Below are 17,380 nucleotides of genomic sequence, written 5' to 3'. Positions count from 1 at the left end.
GGAGAATCATCTTGGCAGGACATGACGTTCAATACGGGAAACATCGTACCCGTCGTAGTTTTTCAAGAATCAAAGAAGTTCTTGACTTACCAAATTTGATTGAAATTCAAACGGATTCATTCAAAGATTTCCTAGATCACGGTCTGAAGGAAGTATTTGAAGATGTATTGCCAATTTCAAACTTCACAGACACAATGGAGTTGGAATTTGTTGGCTATGAAATCAAGGAACCAAAATACACGCTAGAAGAAGCTCGTATCCACGATGCTAGCTACTCAGCACCAATTTTTGTAACCTTCCGCTTGATTAATAAAGAAACAGGCGAAATCAAGACCCAAGAAGTCTTCTTTGGTGATTTCCCAATCATGACCGAAATGGGTACTTTCATCATCAATGGTGGTGAACGTATTATCGTTTCTCAGTTGGTCCGCTCACCAGGTGTTTACTTTAACGACAAAGTAGACAAGAACGGTAAAGTGGGATACGGCTCAACTGTTATCCCTAACCGTGGAGCTTGGTTGGAACTGGAAAGCGACTCAAAAGACATTGCCTACACTCGTATCGACCGTACTCGTAAGATTCCATTTACGACCTTGGTTCGTGCGCTTGGTTTCTCAGGTGATGATGAAATCTTTGATATCTTTGGTGATAGCGAATTGGTTCGCAACACCGTTGAAAAAGATATCCACAAGAATCCAATGGACTCTCGTACAGACGAAGCCTTGAAAGAAATCTACGAACGCCTTCGTCCAGGTGAGCCTAAGACTGCTGAAAGCTCACGTAGCTTGCTTGTGGCACGTTTCTTCGACCCACGTCGCTATGACTTAGCAGCCGTTGGTCGTTACAAGATCAATAAAAAACTCAACGTTAAAACACGCTTGCTCAACCAAACCATTGCGGAGCCATTGGTAGACCCTGAAACTGGTGAAATCTTGGTAGAAGCTGGTACCGTTATGACTCGTAGCGTGATTGAAAGTATCGAGAGTCACTTGGATGGCGACTTGAACAAGATTGTTTATATTCCAAACGATGCAGCTGTTCTGACAGAACCAGTTGTGCTTCAAAAATTCAAGGTTGTTGCCCCAACGGATCCAGACCGTGTTGTAACCATCATCGGAAATGCCAATCCAGACGACAAGGTTCGTGTTGTAACTCCTGCAGATATCCTTGCAGAGATGAGCTACTTCCTCAACTTGGCTGAAGGTATTGGACGTGTGGATGATATCGACCACCTTGGGAACCGTCGTATCCGTGCAGTTGGTGAATTGCTTGCCAACCAAGTACGTCTTGGACTTTCTCGTATGGAACGTAATGTCCGTGAACGCATGTCTGTTCAGGACAATGAAGTCTTAACACCTCAACAAATCATCAACATCCGTCCTGTAACAGCTGCGGTTAAAGAATTCTTTGGTTCATCACAGTTGTCACAGTTCATGGACCAACACAACCCGCTTTCTGAGTTGTCTCACAAACGCCGTTTGTCAGCCTTAGGACCTGGTGGTTTGACACGTGACCGTGCTGGATATGAAGTACGTGACGTGCATTACACTCACTATGGTCGTATGTGTCCAATCGAGACACCTGAAGGACCTAACATCGGTTTGATTAATAACTTGTCATCTTACGGGCACTTGAACAAGTATGGATTTGTTCAAACACCATACCGTAAGGTTGACCGTGAAACAGGTGTTGTTACCAATGAAATCGTTTGGTTGACAGCCGATGAAGAAGATGAATTTACTGTAGCGCAAGCTAACTCTCGTCTCAACGAAGATGGTACTTTTGCTGAGAAAGTTGTCATGGGACGTCACCAAGGGGTCAACCAAGAGTATCCAGCAGAAGTGGTTGACTACATGGACGTGTCACCAAAACAGGTAGTTGCCGTTGCGACTGCATGTATTCCTTTCTTGGAAAACGATGACTCCAACCGTGCCCTCATGGGTGCCAACATGCAACGTCAGGCTGTGCCTTTGATTGATCCAAAAGCACCTTACGTTGGTACAGGTATGGAGTATCAAGCAGCTCATGATTCTGGAGCGGCTGTTATTGCCCAGTATGATGGTAAAGTTACATACGCAGATGCTGACAAGGTAGAAGTACGCCGCGAAGATGGTTCATTGGATGTCTACCACATTCAAAAATTCCGTCGTTCAAACTCAGGTACTGCTTACAACCAACGTACACTTGTTAAAGTTGGCGATGTCGTTGAAAAAGGCGACTTTATCGCTGACGGACCTTCTATGGAAAAAGGGGAAATGGCGCTTGGACAAAACCCAATCGTTGCCTACATGACATGGGAAGGTTACAACTTCGAGGATGCCGTTATCATGAGCGAACGCTTGGTCAAAGACGATGTCTACACATCTGTCCACCTCGAAGAATATGAATCAGAAACGCGCGATACAAAGCTTGGGCCTGAAGAAATTACTCGTGAAATTCCAAACGTTGGTGAAGATGCCCTTAAAGACCTTGACGAAATGGGGATTATCCGTATCGGTGCTGAGGTTAAAGAAGGCGATATTCTTGTAGGTAAAGTCACACCTAAGGGAGAGAAAGACCTTTCAGCTGAAGAACGTCTCTTGCACGCTATCTTCGGAGACAAGTCTCGTGAAGTGCGTGATACTTCTCTTCGAGTACCTCACGGTGCCGATGGTGTCGTTCGTGATGTTAAGATCTTTACACGTGCAAATGGAGATGAGTTGCAATCAGGTGTTAACATGCTGGTTCGCGTCTACATCGCTCAAAAACGTAAGATCAAGGTCGGAGATAAGATGGCCGGACGTCACGGAAACAAAGGGGTTGTCTCTCGTATCGTTCCTGTAGAAGACATGCCTTACCTTCCAGACGGAACTCCAGTCGATATCATGTTGAACCCACTTGGGGTACCATCACGTATGAATATCGGTCAGGTTATGGAACTTCACCTTGGTATGGCGGCTCGTACTCTTGGCATCCACATCGCAACACCAGTCTTTGACGGAGCAAGTTCTGAAGACCTTTGGGACACTGTTAAAGAAGCAGGTATGGATAGCGATGCCAAAACAATCCTTTACGATGGACGTACAGGTGAGCCGTTTGACAACCGTGTATCAGTTGGTGTCATGTACATGATCAAACTCCACCACATGGTTGATGATAAATTGCACGCGCGTTCAGTCGGACCATACTCAACCGTTACCCAACAACCACTCGGAGGTAAAGCTCAGTTTGGTGGACAACGTTTCGGTGAGATGGAAGTTTGGGCTCTTGAAGCCTACGGTGCGTCAAATGTCCTTCAAGAAATCTTGACTTACAAGTCTGACGATATCAACGGACGTTTGAAAGCTTATGAAGCTATTACAAAAGGAAAACCAATTCCAAAACCAGGTGTTCCAGAATCCTTCCGAGTTCTTGTCAAAGAATTGCAATCTCTTGGTCTTGACATGCGTGTCCTTGACGAAGATGACCAAGAAGTGGAACTTCGTGACCTAGATGAAGGAATGGACGAAGATGTCATCCACGTAGATGACCTTGAAAAAGCCCGCGAAAAAGCAGCCCAAGAGGCTAAAGCAGCCTTTGAAGCTGAAGAAGCAGAGAAAGCAACAAAAGCGGAAGCAACAGAAGAAGCTGCTGAACAAGAATAAGCAGTTCGCTTAGAATAGAAAGGGAAGAAATAGTGGTTGATGTAAATCGTTTTAAAAGTATGCAAATCACCCTAGCTTCTCCAAGCAAAGTCCGTTCATGGTCTTATGGAGAAGTCAAAAAACCTGAAACAATCAATTACCGTACCTTGAAACCAGAACGTGAAGGACTCTTTGACGAAGTCATCTTTGGTCCTACAAAAGACTGGGAATGTGCTTGTGGCAAGTACAAACGCATTCGTTACAGAGGGATTGTTTGTGACCGCTGTGGGGTTGAAGTGACGCGTACAAAAGTTCGTCGTGAGCGTATGGGGCACATCGAGTTGAAAGCTCCTGTATCTCACATCTGGTATTTCAAGGGGATTCCAAGCCGTATGGGCTTGACCCTTGATATGAGCCCTCGTGCCCTCGAGGAAGTTATCTACTTTGCGGCTTATGTGGTGATTGATCCTAAGGATACACCACTTGAGCACAAGTCTATCATGACAGAGCGCGAATACCGTGAGCGCTTGCGTGAGTATGGTTATGGATCATTCGTTGCCAAGATGGGTGCCGAAGCCATCCAAGACCTCTTGAAACAAGTAGATCTTGAAAAAGAAATTACTGAACTCAAAGAAGAGTTGAAAACAGCTACTGGACAAAAACGTGTCAAAGCTATCCGTCGTTTGGATGTTTTGGATGCCTTTTACAAGTCTGGAAATAAACCTGAATGGATGATTCTCAACATCCTTCCAGTTATTCCACCAGATCTTCGTCCAATGTTGCAGTTGGATGGTGGCCGTTTTGCCTCATCTGACTTGAATGACCTTTACCGCCGTGTTATCAACCGTAACAACCGTTTGGCTCGTTTGCTTGAGTTGAATGCACCAGGTATCATCGTTCAAAATGAGAAGCGTATGCTTCAAGAAGCGGTTGACGCTTTGATTGATAATGGCCGTCGTGGTCGTCCGATTACAGGACCAGGTAGCCGTCCACTCAAATCATTGAGCCACATGCTCAAAGGGAAACAAGGACGCTTCCGTCAAAACTTGCTCGGTAAACGTGTTGACTTCTCAGGACGTTCCGTTATCGCCGTTGGTCCAACTCTTAAGATGTACCAATGTGGTGTGCCGCGTGAAATGGCGATCGAGCTCTTTAAACCATTCGTTATGCGTGAAATTGTCGCTCGTGACATCGTGCAAAACGTGAAAGCAGCTAAACGCTTGGTAGAACGTGGAGACGAACGTATCTGGGATATTCTTGAAGAAGTAATCAAAGAACACCCAGTACTTTTGAACCGCGCACCGACCCTTCACCGTTTGGGTATCCAAGCCTTCGAGCCAGTCTTGATTGATGGTAAGGCCCTTCGCTTGCACCCGCTTGTCTGTGAAGCCTACAATGCCGACTTTGACGGTGACCAAATGGCCATCCACGTACCTCTTTCAGAAGAAGCCCAAGCAGAAGCTCGTATCTTGATGCTTGCTGCTGAGCATATCTTGAACCCGAAAGATGGTAAACCAGTTGTTACTCCATCTCAGGACATGGTTTTGGGTAACTACTACTTGACCATGGAAGAAGCTGGTCGTGAAGGTGAAGGAATGGTCTTCAAAGACCGTGACGAAGCTGTTATGGCTTACCGTAATGGTTATGTTCACCTCCACTCACGTGTTGGTATTGCAACAGACAGCCTCAACAAACCATGGACAGAAGAGCAAAAACACAAGGTCTTGTTGACAACAGTTGGTAAAATCCTCTTCAACGACATCATGCCAGAGGGTCTGCCTTACTTGCAAGAACCAACAAATGCCAACTTAACAGAAGGTGTTCCAGCTAAATACTTCTTGCCACTAGGTGGAGATATCAAGGAAGCAATCAGCAATCTTGAACTCAACCCTCCATTCAAGAAGAAAAATCTTGGGAATATCATCGCTGAAATCTTCAAACGTTTCCGTACGACAGAAACTTCTGCCCTACTTGACCGCATGAAGAACCTCGGTTACCACCACTCAACTCTTGCAGGTTTGACAGTGGGTATTGCCGATATCCCAGTTGTTGAAGACAAGGCTGAAATCATCGAAGAATCACACAAACGTGTAGAACAAATCACCAAACAATTCCGTCGTGGTATGATCACAGACGACGAGCGCTACAACGCTGTTACAGCTGAATGGCGTGCAGCCCGTGAAAAATTGGAGAAACGTTTGGTTGCCAACCAAGATCCTAAGAACCCAATCGTTATGATGATGGACTCTGGAGCCCGTGGTAACATCTCAAACTTCTCACAGCTTGCCGGTATGCGTGGTCTGATGGCCGCTCCGAACGGACGTATCATGGAATTGCCAATCCTTTCAAACTTCCGCGAAGGTTTGTCAGTACTCGAAATGTTCTTCTCAACTCACGGTGCCCGTAAAGGTATGACCGATACGGCCCTTAAGACAGCCGACTCAGGTTACTTGACTCGTCGTTTGGTTGACGTTGCCCAAGACGTGATCATTCGTGAGGACGACTGTGGAACAGACCGTGGTCTCTTGATCCGTTCTATCGCAGAAGGAAAAGAGATGATCGAGTCTCTCGAAGAGCGTCTCAATGGTCGTTATACTAAGAAAACTGTTAAACACCCAGAAACTGGCGCAGTGATCATCGGTCCAAATGAGTTGATTACAGAAGACAAGGCGCGTGAAATTGTCAATGCTGGTGTGGAAGAAGTCACTATCCGTTCCGTATTTACATGTAACACTCGTCATGGTGTCTGCCGTCACTGTTACGGTATCAACTTGGCGACTGGTGATGCGGTTGAAGTTGGTGAAGCAGTTGGTACAATCGCTGCCCAATCTATCGGGGAACCTGGTACACAGCTTACCATGCGTACCTTCCACACGGGTGGGGTTGCCTCAAATACCGATATCACTCAGGGTCTTCCTCGTGTCCAAGAAATCTTTGAAGCCCGCAATCCGAAAGGGGAAGCGGTTATCACAGAAGTCAAGGGTGAGGTTACAGCCATCGAAGAAGACGCATCAACTCGTACTAAGAAAGTCTTTGTTAAGGGTGAAACTGGCGAAGGTGAATACGTGGTACCATTTACAGCACGTATGCGTGTCGAAGTTGGAGACCAAGTATCTCGTGGTGCAGCATTGACAGAAGGTTCTATCCAACCGAAACGCCTCCTTGCTGTTCGTGATGTCTTGTCAGTTGAAACCTACCTTCTCGGTGAAGTGCAAAAAGTTTACCGTAGCCAAGGGGTAGAAATCGGTGACAAACACATCGAGGTAATGGTTCGTCAAATGATCCGTAAAGTTCGTGTCATGGATCCAGGTGACACAGAGCTCCTCATGGGTACCCTCATGGATATCAATGACTTTACAGATGCTAACAAGGATGCTCTTATCGCAGGTGGAGTTCCAGCGACAGGTCGTCCAGTCCTTATGGGAATTACCAAAGCCTCGCTTGAAACCAACAGTTTCTTGTCAGCGGCTTCCTTCCAGGAAACAACTCGTGTCCTTACTGATGCGGCCATCCGTGGTAAGAAAGATCATCTCCTTGGACTCAAGGAAAATGTTATCATCGGTAAGATCATCCCAGCTGGTACTGGTATGGCTCGCTACCGTAACCTTGAACCACAAGCTATCAATGAAGCAGAATATCTGGCTCCAGAACAAGAAGAGGCAGAACTTGCTCCTGTAGAGGAAGTTGTGGAAATCCAAGTTGAAGAAACAGTAGAATAAAAGCAAACAAGAGAACCTTTGGGTTCTCTTTGTTTTATTTCAGAAAAATTTTCCTACTTTTTCATAAAGTATGGTAGAATAGAAGAACTAAAATGCCAAGGAGGTGTCCGTATGGAACAAACATTCTTTATCATTAAGCCAGATGGTGTGAAAAGAGGGCTGGTGGGCGAAATTCTGCAAAGAATGGAGCAACGAGGTTTCAAACTCGAAAAATTAGAGTTACGTTCAGCAGTTTCAGAAGCTTTGATTGACCAACACTATCAAGACTTGGTTGAAAAAAGTTTTTATCCTCCTATCCGTCAGTTTATGACTTCAGGACCAGTAGTAGTGGGCATTCTATCAGGTCCGAAAGTGATTGAAACTTGGCGGACCATGATGGGGGCTACTCGTCCAGAAGAAGCTCTGCCAGGAACTATCCGAGGAGATTTTGCCAAGGCTGCAGGAGACAATCAAGCCATTCAAAATGTAGTTCACGGCTCCGATTCGGAAGCTTCTGCAAAACGTGAAATTGCTCTCTGGTTTAAGGATTAGACTGGTAAAAAAACAGTTCTGTGTACAACAGAACTGTTTTTTGGTCAGTTGAGCACAAAAAATGGACACTTGAGGCGGAAACAATCATTTCAAACTCCTCACAAGGTATAATCCCATATAGGGAGGGAGAAGAAATGGTAAAATCAATTCGCCTATTGTTGTTGATTGCAGTCATCCAGATTAGTTTTAGTAGTTGCCTATTATGGAAAGAATCCTTTTTATCTTTAAAACAGACCAATGCTTATTTTTTGATTTTGATAGTAGGAATTTCTGTTTTGTGCGCTGGGATAAATTATTTCCATACAGCAGACCAGTCTAGACATAGTATTTTACATGTTCAAAAGAAAGTGAGTCTTGTTTATTGCCTCCTTTTAGTAGTCAATCTTTTGGCAACCTGTCTGGTTCTCTCAGAAAGTATCCAAACCACTAGCAAATTGCAGCAGGAATTGGTTGACCTCTTTTTACCCTCCTTCTTTTTCTTGCTAGGAGTAGATCTATTGATTTTCTTACCTTTTGATAAAATTTTTCGCGATATAGAAAATCACCTAAATAAAAAGAAAACAGTCGTCATTTCCGTTCTAGCTACGATGGTTTTCTTGAGGAATCCCTTAGTGATTTTCTCGATTCTCCTTTATATCAGTGTTGGTTTTCTATGCGCACGTTTTCTTTTTCCAAAATGTATCCAAAGGGAGATCTCCTTTTACGGACACCTGATTCGGGATATCCTGTTTGTTTTTTCAATAGTTGTATTCTTTTAAGTAGAGGAGAATTTTTCAAAATTATTATAGTAAGTTTGTAAAGAAAATTCACATAAAAGGAAACTTTTTGGTATAATAGTAGCATGCACACAAAAAATGAAGAAGAGCTTCTAGCTCTCGGAGAAAGATTAGGTCGTATCCTGCAAAAAGACGATGTTCTGATCTTGACGGGCGAGTTGGGCGCGGGTAAAACAACCTTTACAAAAGGCCTTGCCAAGGGTTTGGATATCCGTCAGATGATTAAAAGTCCAACCTATACCATTGTAAGAGAGTATGAAGGACGCTTGCCACTTTATCACCTTGATGTTTACCGTATCGAAGGGGACGCTGATTCTATTGACTTGGATGAGTTTCTCTTTGGTGGCGGCGTGACTGTTATCGAGTGGGGGCATCTTTTGGGTGAGGATTTACCAGATTCCTACTTGGAGTTGGAAATTTTGAAAGAAGCCGATGGTCGTTGCCTTCAATTTATAGCTCATGGCTCTCGAGCTGAACACCTCATCAAGGAGCTTCAGGATGGAGTATGAATTGTGTATTCGTGAGGCAGAGATTTCAGATGCCGCAGCTTTGGTTGCATTTTTAAATCAAGTCGGTCGAGAGACAGATTTTACCAGCTTGGATGAACATGGCATAGGGATGACTGCGTCTGAAATGGCTCTTTTCATCGAAAAACAAGCTGCTTCAGAAAATCAAATCACTCTCCTCGCCTTGCTGAATGATGAGCTTGCAGGTGTTTTGAATATCACTGCTGATCAGCATGTAAGGGTTCGGCATATTGGTGATGTTTTTTTGGTGATTCAAAAGAAATTTTGGAACCAAGGTTTGGCTACCATACTTCTAGAAGAAGGTATTGAGTGGGCTAAATCGAGTGCTGTTTTGCGTCGCTTACAACTAAGTGTGCAAAAACGAAATGAGGCCGCTATCCACCTCTATTCAAAAATGGGATTTATCACAGAAGGCTTGCAAGAAAGAGGAGCCTATTTAGCAGAAGGGACATTTTTAGATGTTTGTCTTATGGGCAAGCTGATAAATGAATAACAAGATGATTAAAAAATTAATTGGAATGGTGCTAGGTTTCCTAGCAGTAACAGTTTTAGGTGTAGCGGTTTATGGCTATACCATCTACCAACAGGGAACAGAAACCCTAAGTAAAAAGACTTACAAAAAAATCGGGGAAGAAACCAACGTTATCGAAGCGACGGAGCCACTGACTATCCTCTTGATGGGGGTAGATACGGGAAATGTGGAACGTACAGACCCGTGGGCGGGAAATAGTGATTCCATGATTCTCTTGACGGTTAATCCCAAAACAAAGAAAACCACTATGATGAGTTTGGAACGGGATATTTTGACCAAGATTGACCTTGGAAACGGCCAAGTTCAGGAAGCCAAACTCAATGCTGCCTATGCCAATGGCGGTGCGGAACTGGCGATTTCTACTATTCAAAAGATGATGAATATCCATATAGACCGCTATGTCATGGTCAATATGCAAGGTCTTCAACAATTGGTGGATGCAGTTGGGGGAATCACCGTCAACAATACACTCGGTTTCCCGATTTCGATTGCTGACCAAGAAGAGTTTAATAAGATTTCCATTGGTGTTGGAGAACAAACCTTGAATGGTGAGGAAGCCCTGGTGTATTCACGGATGCGTTACCAAGACCCAGAAGGAGATTATGGTCGTCAAAAACGTCAACGGGAAGTTATTCAAAAAATCGTAGAGAAGGTTTTGAGTCTAAATAGTGTGAGCCACTATCAAGGCATTCTCAAAGCTTTGAGCAACAATATGCAGACCAACGTCGACCTTTCAGCCAAGAGCATTCCACAATTGCTCGGCTATCAAGATTCCTTCAAGAATATTGAAACCCATCAATTGCGTGGGGAAGATGCTGAGCTACAGGGAATTTCTTATCAAATTGTCACCTCAGAACATATGCTCGAAATGCAAAATCTTTTACGTCGTTCACTAGGTAAAGAGGAAGTGACTGAGTTGGAAACCAATGTTGTTCTTTACGAGACGGCATTTGGTCGACCTGCACCTTCATCAAGTACTAGTGCTTCAAGCGAAGAAGCAGAATAAGAAAAAAATCAAATCGTGGGAAATTTCCTGCGATTTTTTCAAAAAGAATCCGAATAGATAGGTAGGAGGAAAAATGAAAGCAGAAATTATTGCTGTAGGAACAGAAATTTTAACAGGGCAGATTGTCAATACCAACGCCCAGTTCTTATCAGAAAAGCTAGCAGAAATTGGAGTAGATGTTTATTTCCAAACAGCTGTCGGAGATAATGAAGCGCGCCTGATGTCCTTGCTAGAAATTGCGAGTTTGCGTAGCAGTTTAGTCATTTTGACAGGAGGCTTGGGGCCAACTGAAGATGATTTGACAAAACAAACGTTGGCAAAATTTTTGGGGAAAGCCTTGGTGTTTGATCCTCAAGCCCAGGAAAAACTCGATCACTTTTTTGCTCGAAGACCAGACTATGCGCGAACCCCCAATAATGAGAGGCAGGCTCAAATTGTTGAAGGGGCAACTCCACTGCCAAATGAGACAGGTTTAGCAGTAGGAGGGGTGTCGGAAGTGGATGGCGTAACCTACGTGGTCCTTCCAGGACCGCCAAGTGAGTTGAAACCCATGGTCTTAAACCAACTCTTACCCAAGCTGATGACTGGTACCAAGTTATACTCACGAGTGCTCCGTTTCTTTGGAATTGGGGAGAGTCAGTTGGTGACCATTTTGGCGGATTTGATTGACCATCAAACCGATCCGACTTTGGCGCCGTATGCCAAGACGGGAGAAGTGACCTTGCGCTTGTCTACAAAAGCAGTTAGTCAAGAAAAGGCTGATCAAGCGCTGGATATCCTAGAAAATCAAATCTTGGATTGTCAAACTTTCGAGGGAATTTCTTTACGAGACATCTGTTATGGATATGGGGAAGAAACCAGCCTCGCAAGTGTCGTTGTAGAAGAGCTAAAGAAGAGACAGAAAAGCATTACTGCAGCAGAGAGTTTGACGGCAGGGCTCTTTCAGGCTACTTTAGCAGATTTTTCAGGTGTGTCAGCTATCTTTAATGGAGGGTTTGTCACCTACAGCCTAGAAGAAAAGTCTAAGATGTTGGATATTTCTGAGCAAGAGCTAAAAGAACACGGGGTCGTTTCTGAGTTTACGGCCCGAAAAATGGCAGAGCAGGCACGGATCAAGACTCAGTCTGACTACGGAGTTAGTCTGACAGGTGTGGCAGGGCCAGATAGCCTAGAGGGGCATCCAGCTGGTACAGTTTTTATTGGACTGGCACATGCAAAAGGGACAGAGGTGATCAAGGCTAATATCGCAGGACGGAGTCGAGCAGATGTTCGACATATTGCGGTCATGCATGCCTTTAACCTAGTTCGCAAGGCTTTATTAAGTGACTAAATTTTGGTATAATGAAAGATAGGTCTAAGGACCAGTAGAATATAGGAGAACAAAATGGCGAAAAAACCAACGAAAAAATTAGATGAAATTGGGAAAAAATTTGGAGCTGATCGTGAAAAAGCCTTGAACGATGCTCTTAAATTGATTGAGAAAGACTTTGGTAAAGGCTCAATCATGCGCTTAGGTGAGCGCGCGGAGCAAAAAGTTCAAGTGATGAGCTCAGGCTCATTGGCTCTTGACATTGCCCTTGGTTCAGGTGGTTATCCTAAAGGACGTATCATCGAAATCTATGGACCAGAATCATCTGGTAAGACAACGGTTGCCCTTCACGCTGTTGCGCAAGCACAGAAAGAAGGTGGTATTGCAGCCTTTATCGATGCGGAACATGCTCTTGACCCAGCCTATGCTGCAGCCCTTGGTGTGAACATTGACGAATTGCTCTTGTCACAACCAGACTCAGGTGAACAAGGTCTTGAAATTGCTGGAAAATTGATTGACTCAGGTGCAGTTGACCTTGTCGTTATCGACTCGGTTGCGGCCCTTGTACCTCGTGCAGAAATTGATGGGGACATTGGAGACAGCCACGTTGGTTTGCAAGCTCGTATGATGAGCCAGGCCATGCGTAAACTTGGTGCTTCTATCAATAAAACCAAAACAATTGCCATCTTTATCAACCAATTGCGTGAAAAAGTTGGGGTCATGTTTGGAAATCCAGAAACAACTCCTGGTGGACGTGCTCTGAAATTCTACGCTTCAGTCCGTTTGGATGTTCGTGGAAGCACACAAATCAAGGGAACTGGTGACCAAAAAGATACCAATGTCGGTAAGGAAACCAAGATCAAGGTCGTGAAAAACAAGGTGGCTCCACCATTTAAGGAAGCCTTTGTTGAAATCATGTACGGAGAAGGGATTTCTAAGACTGGTGAGCTCTTGAAGATCGCAAGTGATCTCGATATCATCCAAAAAGCGGGAGCATGGTACTCTTACAAGGGTGAAAAAATCGGACAAGGATCTGAAAATGCTAAGAAATATTTGGCGGATCACCCAGAAATCTTTGATGCCATTGACCATCAAGTTCGTGTCCAATATGGCTTGATTGAAGATGAAGAAGGGACAACTCCTACCTCTGTCGCAGAAGATCTAGCACCTAACCAAGAAGTAACGCTTGACCTTGGCGATGATCTTGGAATTGAAATTGAAGAATAAAAATAAAAGCGGAGAAGTCTACCTCTGCTTTTTATGTTTAATTATTAAGTCTCCATAAGCCTTAAAAGCGTAATAAAAGAGTATTTAATCAAAAAAAATTAAAAAAACTGTTGCAATTTTTTTAATTTGATGATAAAATTAAAACATTCTATAAAAAGGAGACTACTATAATGGAAAAACGCCTTGTTCGTAATGTACAAGATAAAAAGATTGCTGGTGTTTGTGCTGGTGTCGCTGACTACTTTAACATGGACCACACACTTGTTCGTGCACTTTGGATCATCTTCACCCTACTTGGTGGTTCTGGAATCTTGGCTTATGCTGTTCTCTACTTCCTTCTTCCAGAAGGCAATGCAGAAGCTTAAGCCATAGAGAGAATAAAAAGTTTATTCTGATCAGTTGAAAATAAAAAACGCATGTAATCGTAGATTGCCTGCGTTTTTATATGTAGCTTCTATCGAAAAAGAGAGGTTCTTCACCAGATGGGTAAGTTTTGTTTAATGGTCACTAAAACGACGATACTCTATATGAAAGTCAAAATAATGTTCATTCTGTAACTTTTGGAAGATGTCGCGATAGGCCTCTTCGTCAAAATGGTCGCCACGGTAAAGAATTTCAAAACTCAAACCATCGTACTCTAGAAAAGCGTTGGCTGATTTAAAGCCATTTTGGCGATAGAAGTCCATGCGGGCCTTCCTTTGCTCCAAGTTATCGCATTCCTCATCTAATCGCTCGACTTCCAGCAACATGGTTCGCTGGTAAAAATCGGTTAGCTTTTCGATAATTTCCTTTCCGTACCCGTGGCTTCTCAGGTGGGGCATGATGGCAAAAAAACTGATATAGAAAGCTTTTGGGTTGGAAATAGAGAAAGCAAAGCCGACAAACTCTTCCTGGTTATAAAAGGCAAAGAAGTGGGCATCATCTCGGTCCTGATAGCGCAAGAACTCAGACAGAGGGACTCGTTCTTCTTCAGGGAAGGCTTCCTTGTTTAGCTTTTCAACCTTATCCAGATCGGGAAATACATCGGTAATTAATTGACTGGTCAAACTCATAAATGACCTCCTTTTCTTGATTATAGCAAATTGTCTCTCTGTAAGCAATTGATTGCAAACTTAGTGACAGAGCCTTGTCGCTCCTCTAGAAAGCTGATATAATAGCTTTATGAATAAGAAACGATCCGTTGACTTGATACATGGTCCTATTCTTCCTGCGCTGTTAAGCTTTGCCTTTCCAATCTTGCTGTCCAATATTTTCCAACAGCTTTATAATACAGCTGACGTCTTGATTGTTGGGCGTTTTCTTGGTCAAGATTCCTTGGCTGCCGTAGGGGCGACAACTGCCATTTTTGACTTGATTATAGGCTTTACGCTTGGTGTTGGAAATGGCATGGGGATCGTCATTGCCCGCTATTATGGGGCTCGTAATTTCACCAAAATCAAGGAAGCAGTAGCAGCCACCTGGATTTTAGGCGTTCTTTTGAGCATTGTGGTCATGCTGATGGGCTTTGTTGGTCTGTATCCACTCTTGCAATATTTAGATACCCCTGCAGAAATCCTTCCTCAATCCTATCAATATATTTCTATGATTGTGACTTGTGTAGGCGTCAGCTTCGCTTATAATCTCTTTGCCGGCTTGTTGCGGTCCATTGGAGACAGTCTAGCAGCCCTTGGCTTCCTGATTTTTTCTGCTTTGGTTAATGTGGTTCTGGATTTGTATTTTATTACGCAACTGCATCTGGGAGTTCAATCTGCGGGACTTGCTACCATCATTTCGCAAGGCTTGTCAGCGGTTCTTTGCTTTTTCTATATCCGTAAGAGTGTTCCAGAACTGCTCCCTCAACTCAAGCATTTCAAATGGGACAAGGCCTTGTATGCGGATCTCTTGGAGCAAGGTTTGGCTATGGGTTTGATGAGTTCGATTGTGTCCATTGGTAGTGTGATTTTACAGTCTTCAGTCAATACTTTTGGAGCTGTGATTATTAGTGCTCAAACAGCGGCGCGACGCATTATGGCCTTTGCTCTGCTTCCGATGACGGCTATTTCTTCTGCTATGACGACCTTTGCCTCTCAGAATCTCGGGGCTAAGCGATCAGACCGCATTGTTCAAGGTCTTCGAATCGGCAGTCGCCTGAGCATGTCCTGGGCAGGTTTTGTTTGTATTTTCCTCTTTTTTGCTAGTCCGACCTTGGTTTCCTTCTTGGCCAGTTCGACAGATAGTTACTTGGTAGAAAACGGTAGCCTCTACCTGCAAATCAGTTCAGTCTTTTATCCGATTTTGAGCCTTTTGCTGATTTATCGCAATTGCTTGCAGGGCTTGGGTCAGAAAGTTCTCCCTCTAGTTTCTAGCTTTATTGAACTAATCGGCAAAATCGTTTTTGTGGTCTTGATTATCCCTTGGGCAGGGTATAGGGGAGTTATCCTTTGCGAACCCCTTATCTGGGTTGCCATGACCACCCAACTGTATTTTTCACTTTTCCGCCATCCCCTGATAAAAGAAGGCAAGACAATCTTGGCATCCAAAGGACAATCCTAGCTGGATTTGCTGAATAAAATCCATTTCCTTTAGTGAAAATCAGATGGACTTGTGTTATAATAAGAAAGATTAAAATGTGAAAAAAGGAGATTCCTAATGGGACGTAAATGGGCCAATATCGTAGCCAAGAAAACGGCTAAAGATGGAGCTAACTCTAAAGTATATGCAAAATTTGGTGTAGAAATCTATGTAGCAGCTAAAAAAGGTGATCCGGATCCAGAATCAAACTCAGCTTTGAAATTCGTTATCGACCGTGCTAAACAAGCCCAAGTGCCAAAACACGTTATCGATAAAGCGATTGACAAAGCAAAAGGAAACACAGACGAAACCTTTACAGAAGGACGTTACGAAGGTTTTGGACCAAATGGTTCTATGTTGATTGTGGATACCTTGACTTCAAACGTCAACCGTACCGCAGCTAATGTGCGTGCTGCCTTTGGTAAAAATGGCGGAAACATGGGTGCTTCAGGTTCGGTTTCATACCTCTTTGATAACAAGGGTGTGATCGTATTTGCAGGTGAGGATGCTGATGCAGTCTTTGAGCAATTGCTCGAAGCAGATGTGGATGTGGACGATGTAGAAGCAGAAGAAGGGACAATTACGGTTTACACAGCTCCAACAGACCTTCATAAGGCTATCGTTGCCCTTCGTGAGTCTGGCATCGAAGAATTCCAAGTGACTGAATTGGAAATGATTCCTCAGTCTGAAGTGGAATTGTCAGGCGAAGACCTTGAAACCTTTGAAAAACTTTACAGCGTTCTTGAAGACGATGAAGACGTACAAAAGGTCTATACTAACGTCGATGGATTCTAATAGAAAAACGAACAGTTTTACTAGCTGTTCGTTTTTTTGATATTTGAAATTAGACTCTGGTTTCAGAATCGTTTTTTTGCTTGCTTTTTTCTAGACCTAGACCGACTGCATGTTTTTGGACGAGCAAGAGTTGCCCATTGTCATCTTTTGCAAAAGTTAAGGTAACAGTCTTAATCTTGTCTCCAATAGAGATATAGGTGATTTTTTTCGTATTGTAACCCTCAAGAGTGAAGTCAAACTCGGAATCTGGCAGTCCGTGTTTTTTGATAATATCCTTGTAGTTGGTACCACCTTTTCCTTTGTTGTCAAGGTCACCTTCGATTAAGGCGTCGAACTGTTCTTGGGTCCAGGTGAAGTTATCGTATTCTTCCTCCTCTGGGATGGAATAGGCGCTATCATCTGTCAAGTCGCTTTCTTCTTCGCGTTCCATTGAGGCACTCGCCTCGCTGTAGGAACGGTTAAACTCCCTGACAAACTCTTTGTAGACATTAGCGTACAGTACCTGGGTCGTAAAGAAAAGTACAATAGAAGCAATTGACAGAGCTGTTCCAATAATGGCCATTGTTTTTCGTTTTTTGAGGTTGACGATAAGGCCGATAATCCCCAAGATAAATGCGACGATGGCGATGAAAAACGATAGATAGTTAATAAACGGGATCCAGGATCCTAAAAGTGCGATGGCTCCAAAAATGGTTGCTAAGATTCCTAAAACTCTTTGTTCTTCTGGTTTCATTTGAAAGTTTTCTCCCTTCATCGAGTGAATGGATTTCTATCCACAGTAGTTAGTGCTTATTGATTTCTATCCA

The 17,380-nt window shown here is 43.6% G+C and carries 14 protein-coding genes; 12 read left to right on the top strand and 2 right to left on the bottom strand.

The genetic code is table 11. The features are described 5' to 3' along the window. Window positions 1–11 precede the first annotated feature (11 nt). From rpoB to HMPREF1115_RS03785, 10 genes are all read left to right on the top strand, one after another. A complete protein-coding gene (gene rpoB, locus HMPREF1115_RS03830) occupies window positions 12–3,623 on the top strand; it encodes a DNA-directed RNA polymerase subunit beta (RefSeq protein WP_000907175.1) in 3,612 nt (1,203 codons plus the stop codon). Between the two features lie 32 nt (window positions 3,624–3,655). After that, on the top strand, window positions 3,656–7,321 hold the full coding sequence (rpoC, locus tag HMPREF1115_RS03825) for a DNA-directed RNA polymerase subunit beta' (RefSeq protein ID WP_000228783.1): 3,666 nt from the start codon (window positions 3,656–3,658) through the stop codon (window positions 7,319–7,321). A 111-nt stretch (window positions 7,322–7,432) separates the two neighbouring features. Beyond that, window positions 7,433–7,852, top strand: coding sequence for a nucleoside-diphosphate kinase (ndk, locus tag HMPREF1115_RS03820; protein ID WP_000438280.1), 420 nt, complete (start codon window positions 7,433–7,435; stop codon window positions 7,850–7,852). A gap of 134 nt (window positions 7,853–7,986) precedes the next feature. Next, window positions 7,987–8,610 (top strand): hypothetical protein, encoded by a 624-nt coding sequence (locus tag HMPREF1115_RS03815; RefSeq protein WP_000240907.1) that lies wholly within the window; start codon window positions 7,987–7,989, stop codon window positions 8,608–8,610. A gap of 83 nt (window positions 8,611–8,693) precedes the next feature. Continuing rightward, a complete protein-coding gene (gene tsaE / locus HMPREF1115_RS03810; protein WP_000556963.1) occupies window positions 8,694–9,137 on the top strand; it encodes a tRNA (adenosine(37)-N6)-threonylcarbamoyltransferase complex ATPase subunit type 1 TsaE in 444 nt (147 codons plus the stop codon). After that, complete coding sequence (locus tag HMPREF1115_RS03805) at window positions 9,127–9,648, top strand: GNAT family N-acetyltransferase (RefSeq protein ID WP_000455510.1); 522 nt, start codon at window positions 9,127–9,129, stop codon at window positions 9,646–9,648. The genes tsaE and HMPREF1115_RS03805 overlap by 11 nt, the downstream gene beginning before the upstream one ends. Window positions 9,649–9,652: 4 nt before the next feature. Then, window positions 9,653–10,693, top strand: coding sequence for a glycopolymer--peptidoglycan transferase LytR (gene lytR, locus HMPREF1115_RS03800; RefSeq protein ID WP_025170974.1), 1,041 nt, complete (start codon window positions 9,653–9,655; stop codon window positions 10,691–10,693). A gap of 73 nt (window positions 10,694–10,766) precedes the next feature. Further along, complete coding sequence (locus HMPREF1115_RS03795; protein WP_000642695.1) at window positions 10,767–12,023, top strand: competence/damage-inducible protein A; 1,257 nt, start codon at window positions 10,767–10,769, stop codon at window positions 12,021–12,023. Between the two features lie 54 nt (window positions 12,024–12,077). After that, window positions 12,078–13,229, top strand: a complete 1,152-nt coding sequence (gene recA, locus HMPREF1115_RS03790) for a recombinase RecA (RefSeq protein WP_001085516.1) — start codon at window positions 12,078–12,080, stop codon at window positions 13,227–13,229. 170 nt (window positions 13,230–13,399) lie between these two features. Then, a complete protein-coding gene (locus tag HMPREF1115_RS03785; RefSeq protein WP_000415531.1) occupies window positions 13,400–13,594 on the top strand; it encodes a PspC domain-containing protein in 195 nt (64 codons plus the stop codon). Window positions 13,595–13,726: 132 nt separating this feature from the next. Here the strand turns inward: HMPREF1115_RS03785 and HMPREF1115_RS03780 are convergent, their stop codons facing one another. Next, window positions 13,727–14,281: a GNAT family N-acetyltransferase gene (locus HMPREF1115_RS03780; RefSeq protein WP_000060281.1), complete on the bottom strand. Its 555-nt coding sequence runs from the start codon at window positions 14,279–14,281 to the stop codon at window positions 13,727–13,729. Between the two features lie 109 nt (window positions 14,282–14,390). Here HMPREF1115_RS03780 and HMPREF1115_RS03775 point away from each other — a divergent pair, with 109 nt between their 5' ends. After that, on the top strand, window positions 14,391–15,761 hold the full coding sequence (locus HMPREF1115_RS03775; RefSeq protein WP_001036239.1) for an MATE family efflux transporter: 1,371 nt from the start codon (window positions 14,391–14,393) through the stop codon (window positions 15,759–15,761). Window positions 15,762–15,857: 96 nt separating this feature from the next. Continuing rightward, window positions 15,858–16,574, top strand: coding sequence for a YebC/PmpR family DNA-binding transcriptional regulator (locus tag HMPREF1115_RS03770; RefSeq protein WP_000532878.1), 717 nt, complete (start codon window positions 15,858–15,860; stop codon window positions 16,572–16,574). A 49-nt stretch (window positions 16,575–16,623) separates the two neighbouring features. Here HMPREF1115_RS03770 and HMPREF1115_RS03765 read toward each other — a convergent pair whose 3' ends face one another. Then, window positions 16,624–17,328, bottom strand: a complete 705-nt coding sequence (locus tag HMPREF1115_RS03765) for a DUF308 domain-containing protein (protein ID WP_000675582.1) — start codon at window positions 17,326–17,328, stop codon at window positions 16,624–16,626. Window positions 17,329–17,380 lie beyond the last annotated feature (52 nt).

It is taken from the genome of Streptococcus oralis SK610, assembly GCF_000257455.1.
Taxonomy (GTDB): Bacteria; Bacillota; Bacilli; order Lactobacillales; family Streptococcaceae; genus Streptococcus; species Streptococcus oralis_CB.
The sequence above is the reverse complement of the archived record's forward strand: the minus strand, read 5'-3'. Positions and strand labels throughout refer to the sequence as shown.

Bases quoted from the DNA above. Each gene is read 5' to 3' on its own strand.
- lytR (WP_025170974.1), top strand. From the start codon at position 9,653: ATGATTAAAAAATTAATTGGAATGGTGCTAGGTTTCCTAGCAGTAACA.
- HMPREF1115_RS03785 (WP_000415531.1), top strand. From the start codon at position 13,400: ATGGAAAAACGCCTTGTTCGTAATGTACAAGATAAAAAGATTGCTGGT.
- HMPREF1115_RS03780 (WP_000060281.1), bottom strand. From the start codon at position 14,281: ATGAGTTTGACCAGTCAATTAATTACCGATGTATTTCCCGATCTGGAT.
- HMPREF1115_RS03815 (WP_000240907.1), top strand. From the start codon at position 7,987: ATGGTAAAATCAATTCGCCTATTGTTGTTGATTGCAGTCATCCAGATT.
- HMPREF1115_RS03805 (WP_000455510.1), top strand. From the start codon at position 9,127: ATGGAGTATGAATTGTGTATTCGTGAGGCAGAGATTTCAGATGCCGCA.
- HMPREF1115_RS03770 (WP_000532878.1), top strand. From the start codon at position 15,858: ATGGGACGTAAATGGGCCAATATCGTAGCCAAGAAAACGGCTAAAGAT.
- ndk (WP_000438280.1), top strand. From the start codon at position 7,433: ATGGAACAAACATTCTTTATCATTAAGCCAGATGGTGTGAAAAGAGGG.
- HMPREF1115_RS03775 (WP_001036239.1), top strand. From the start codon at position 14,391: ATGAATAAGAAACGATCCGTTGACTTGATACATGGTCCTATTCTTCCT.
- recA (WP_001085516.1), top strand. From the start codon at position 12,078: ATGGCGAAAAAACCAACGAAAAAATTAGATGAAATTGGGAAAAAATTT.
- HMPREF1115_RS03765 (WP_000675582.1), bottom strand. From the start codon at position 17,328: ATGAAGGGAGAAAACTTTCAAATGAAACCAGAAGAACAAAGAGTTTTA.
- HMPREF1115_RS03795 (WP_000642695.1), top strand. From the start codon at position 10,767: ATGAAAGCAGAAATTATTGCTGTAGGAACAGAAATTTTAACAGGGCAG.
- tsaE (WP_000556963.1), top strand. From the start codon at position 8,694: ATGCACACAAAAAATGAAGAAGAGCTTCTAGCTCTCGGAGAAAGATTA.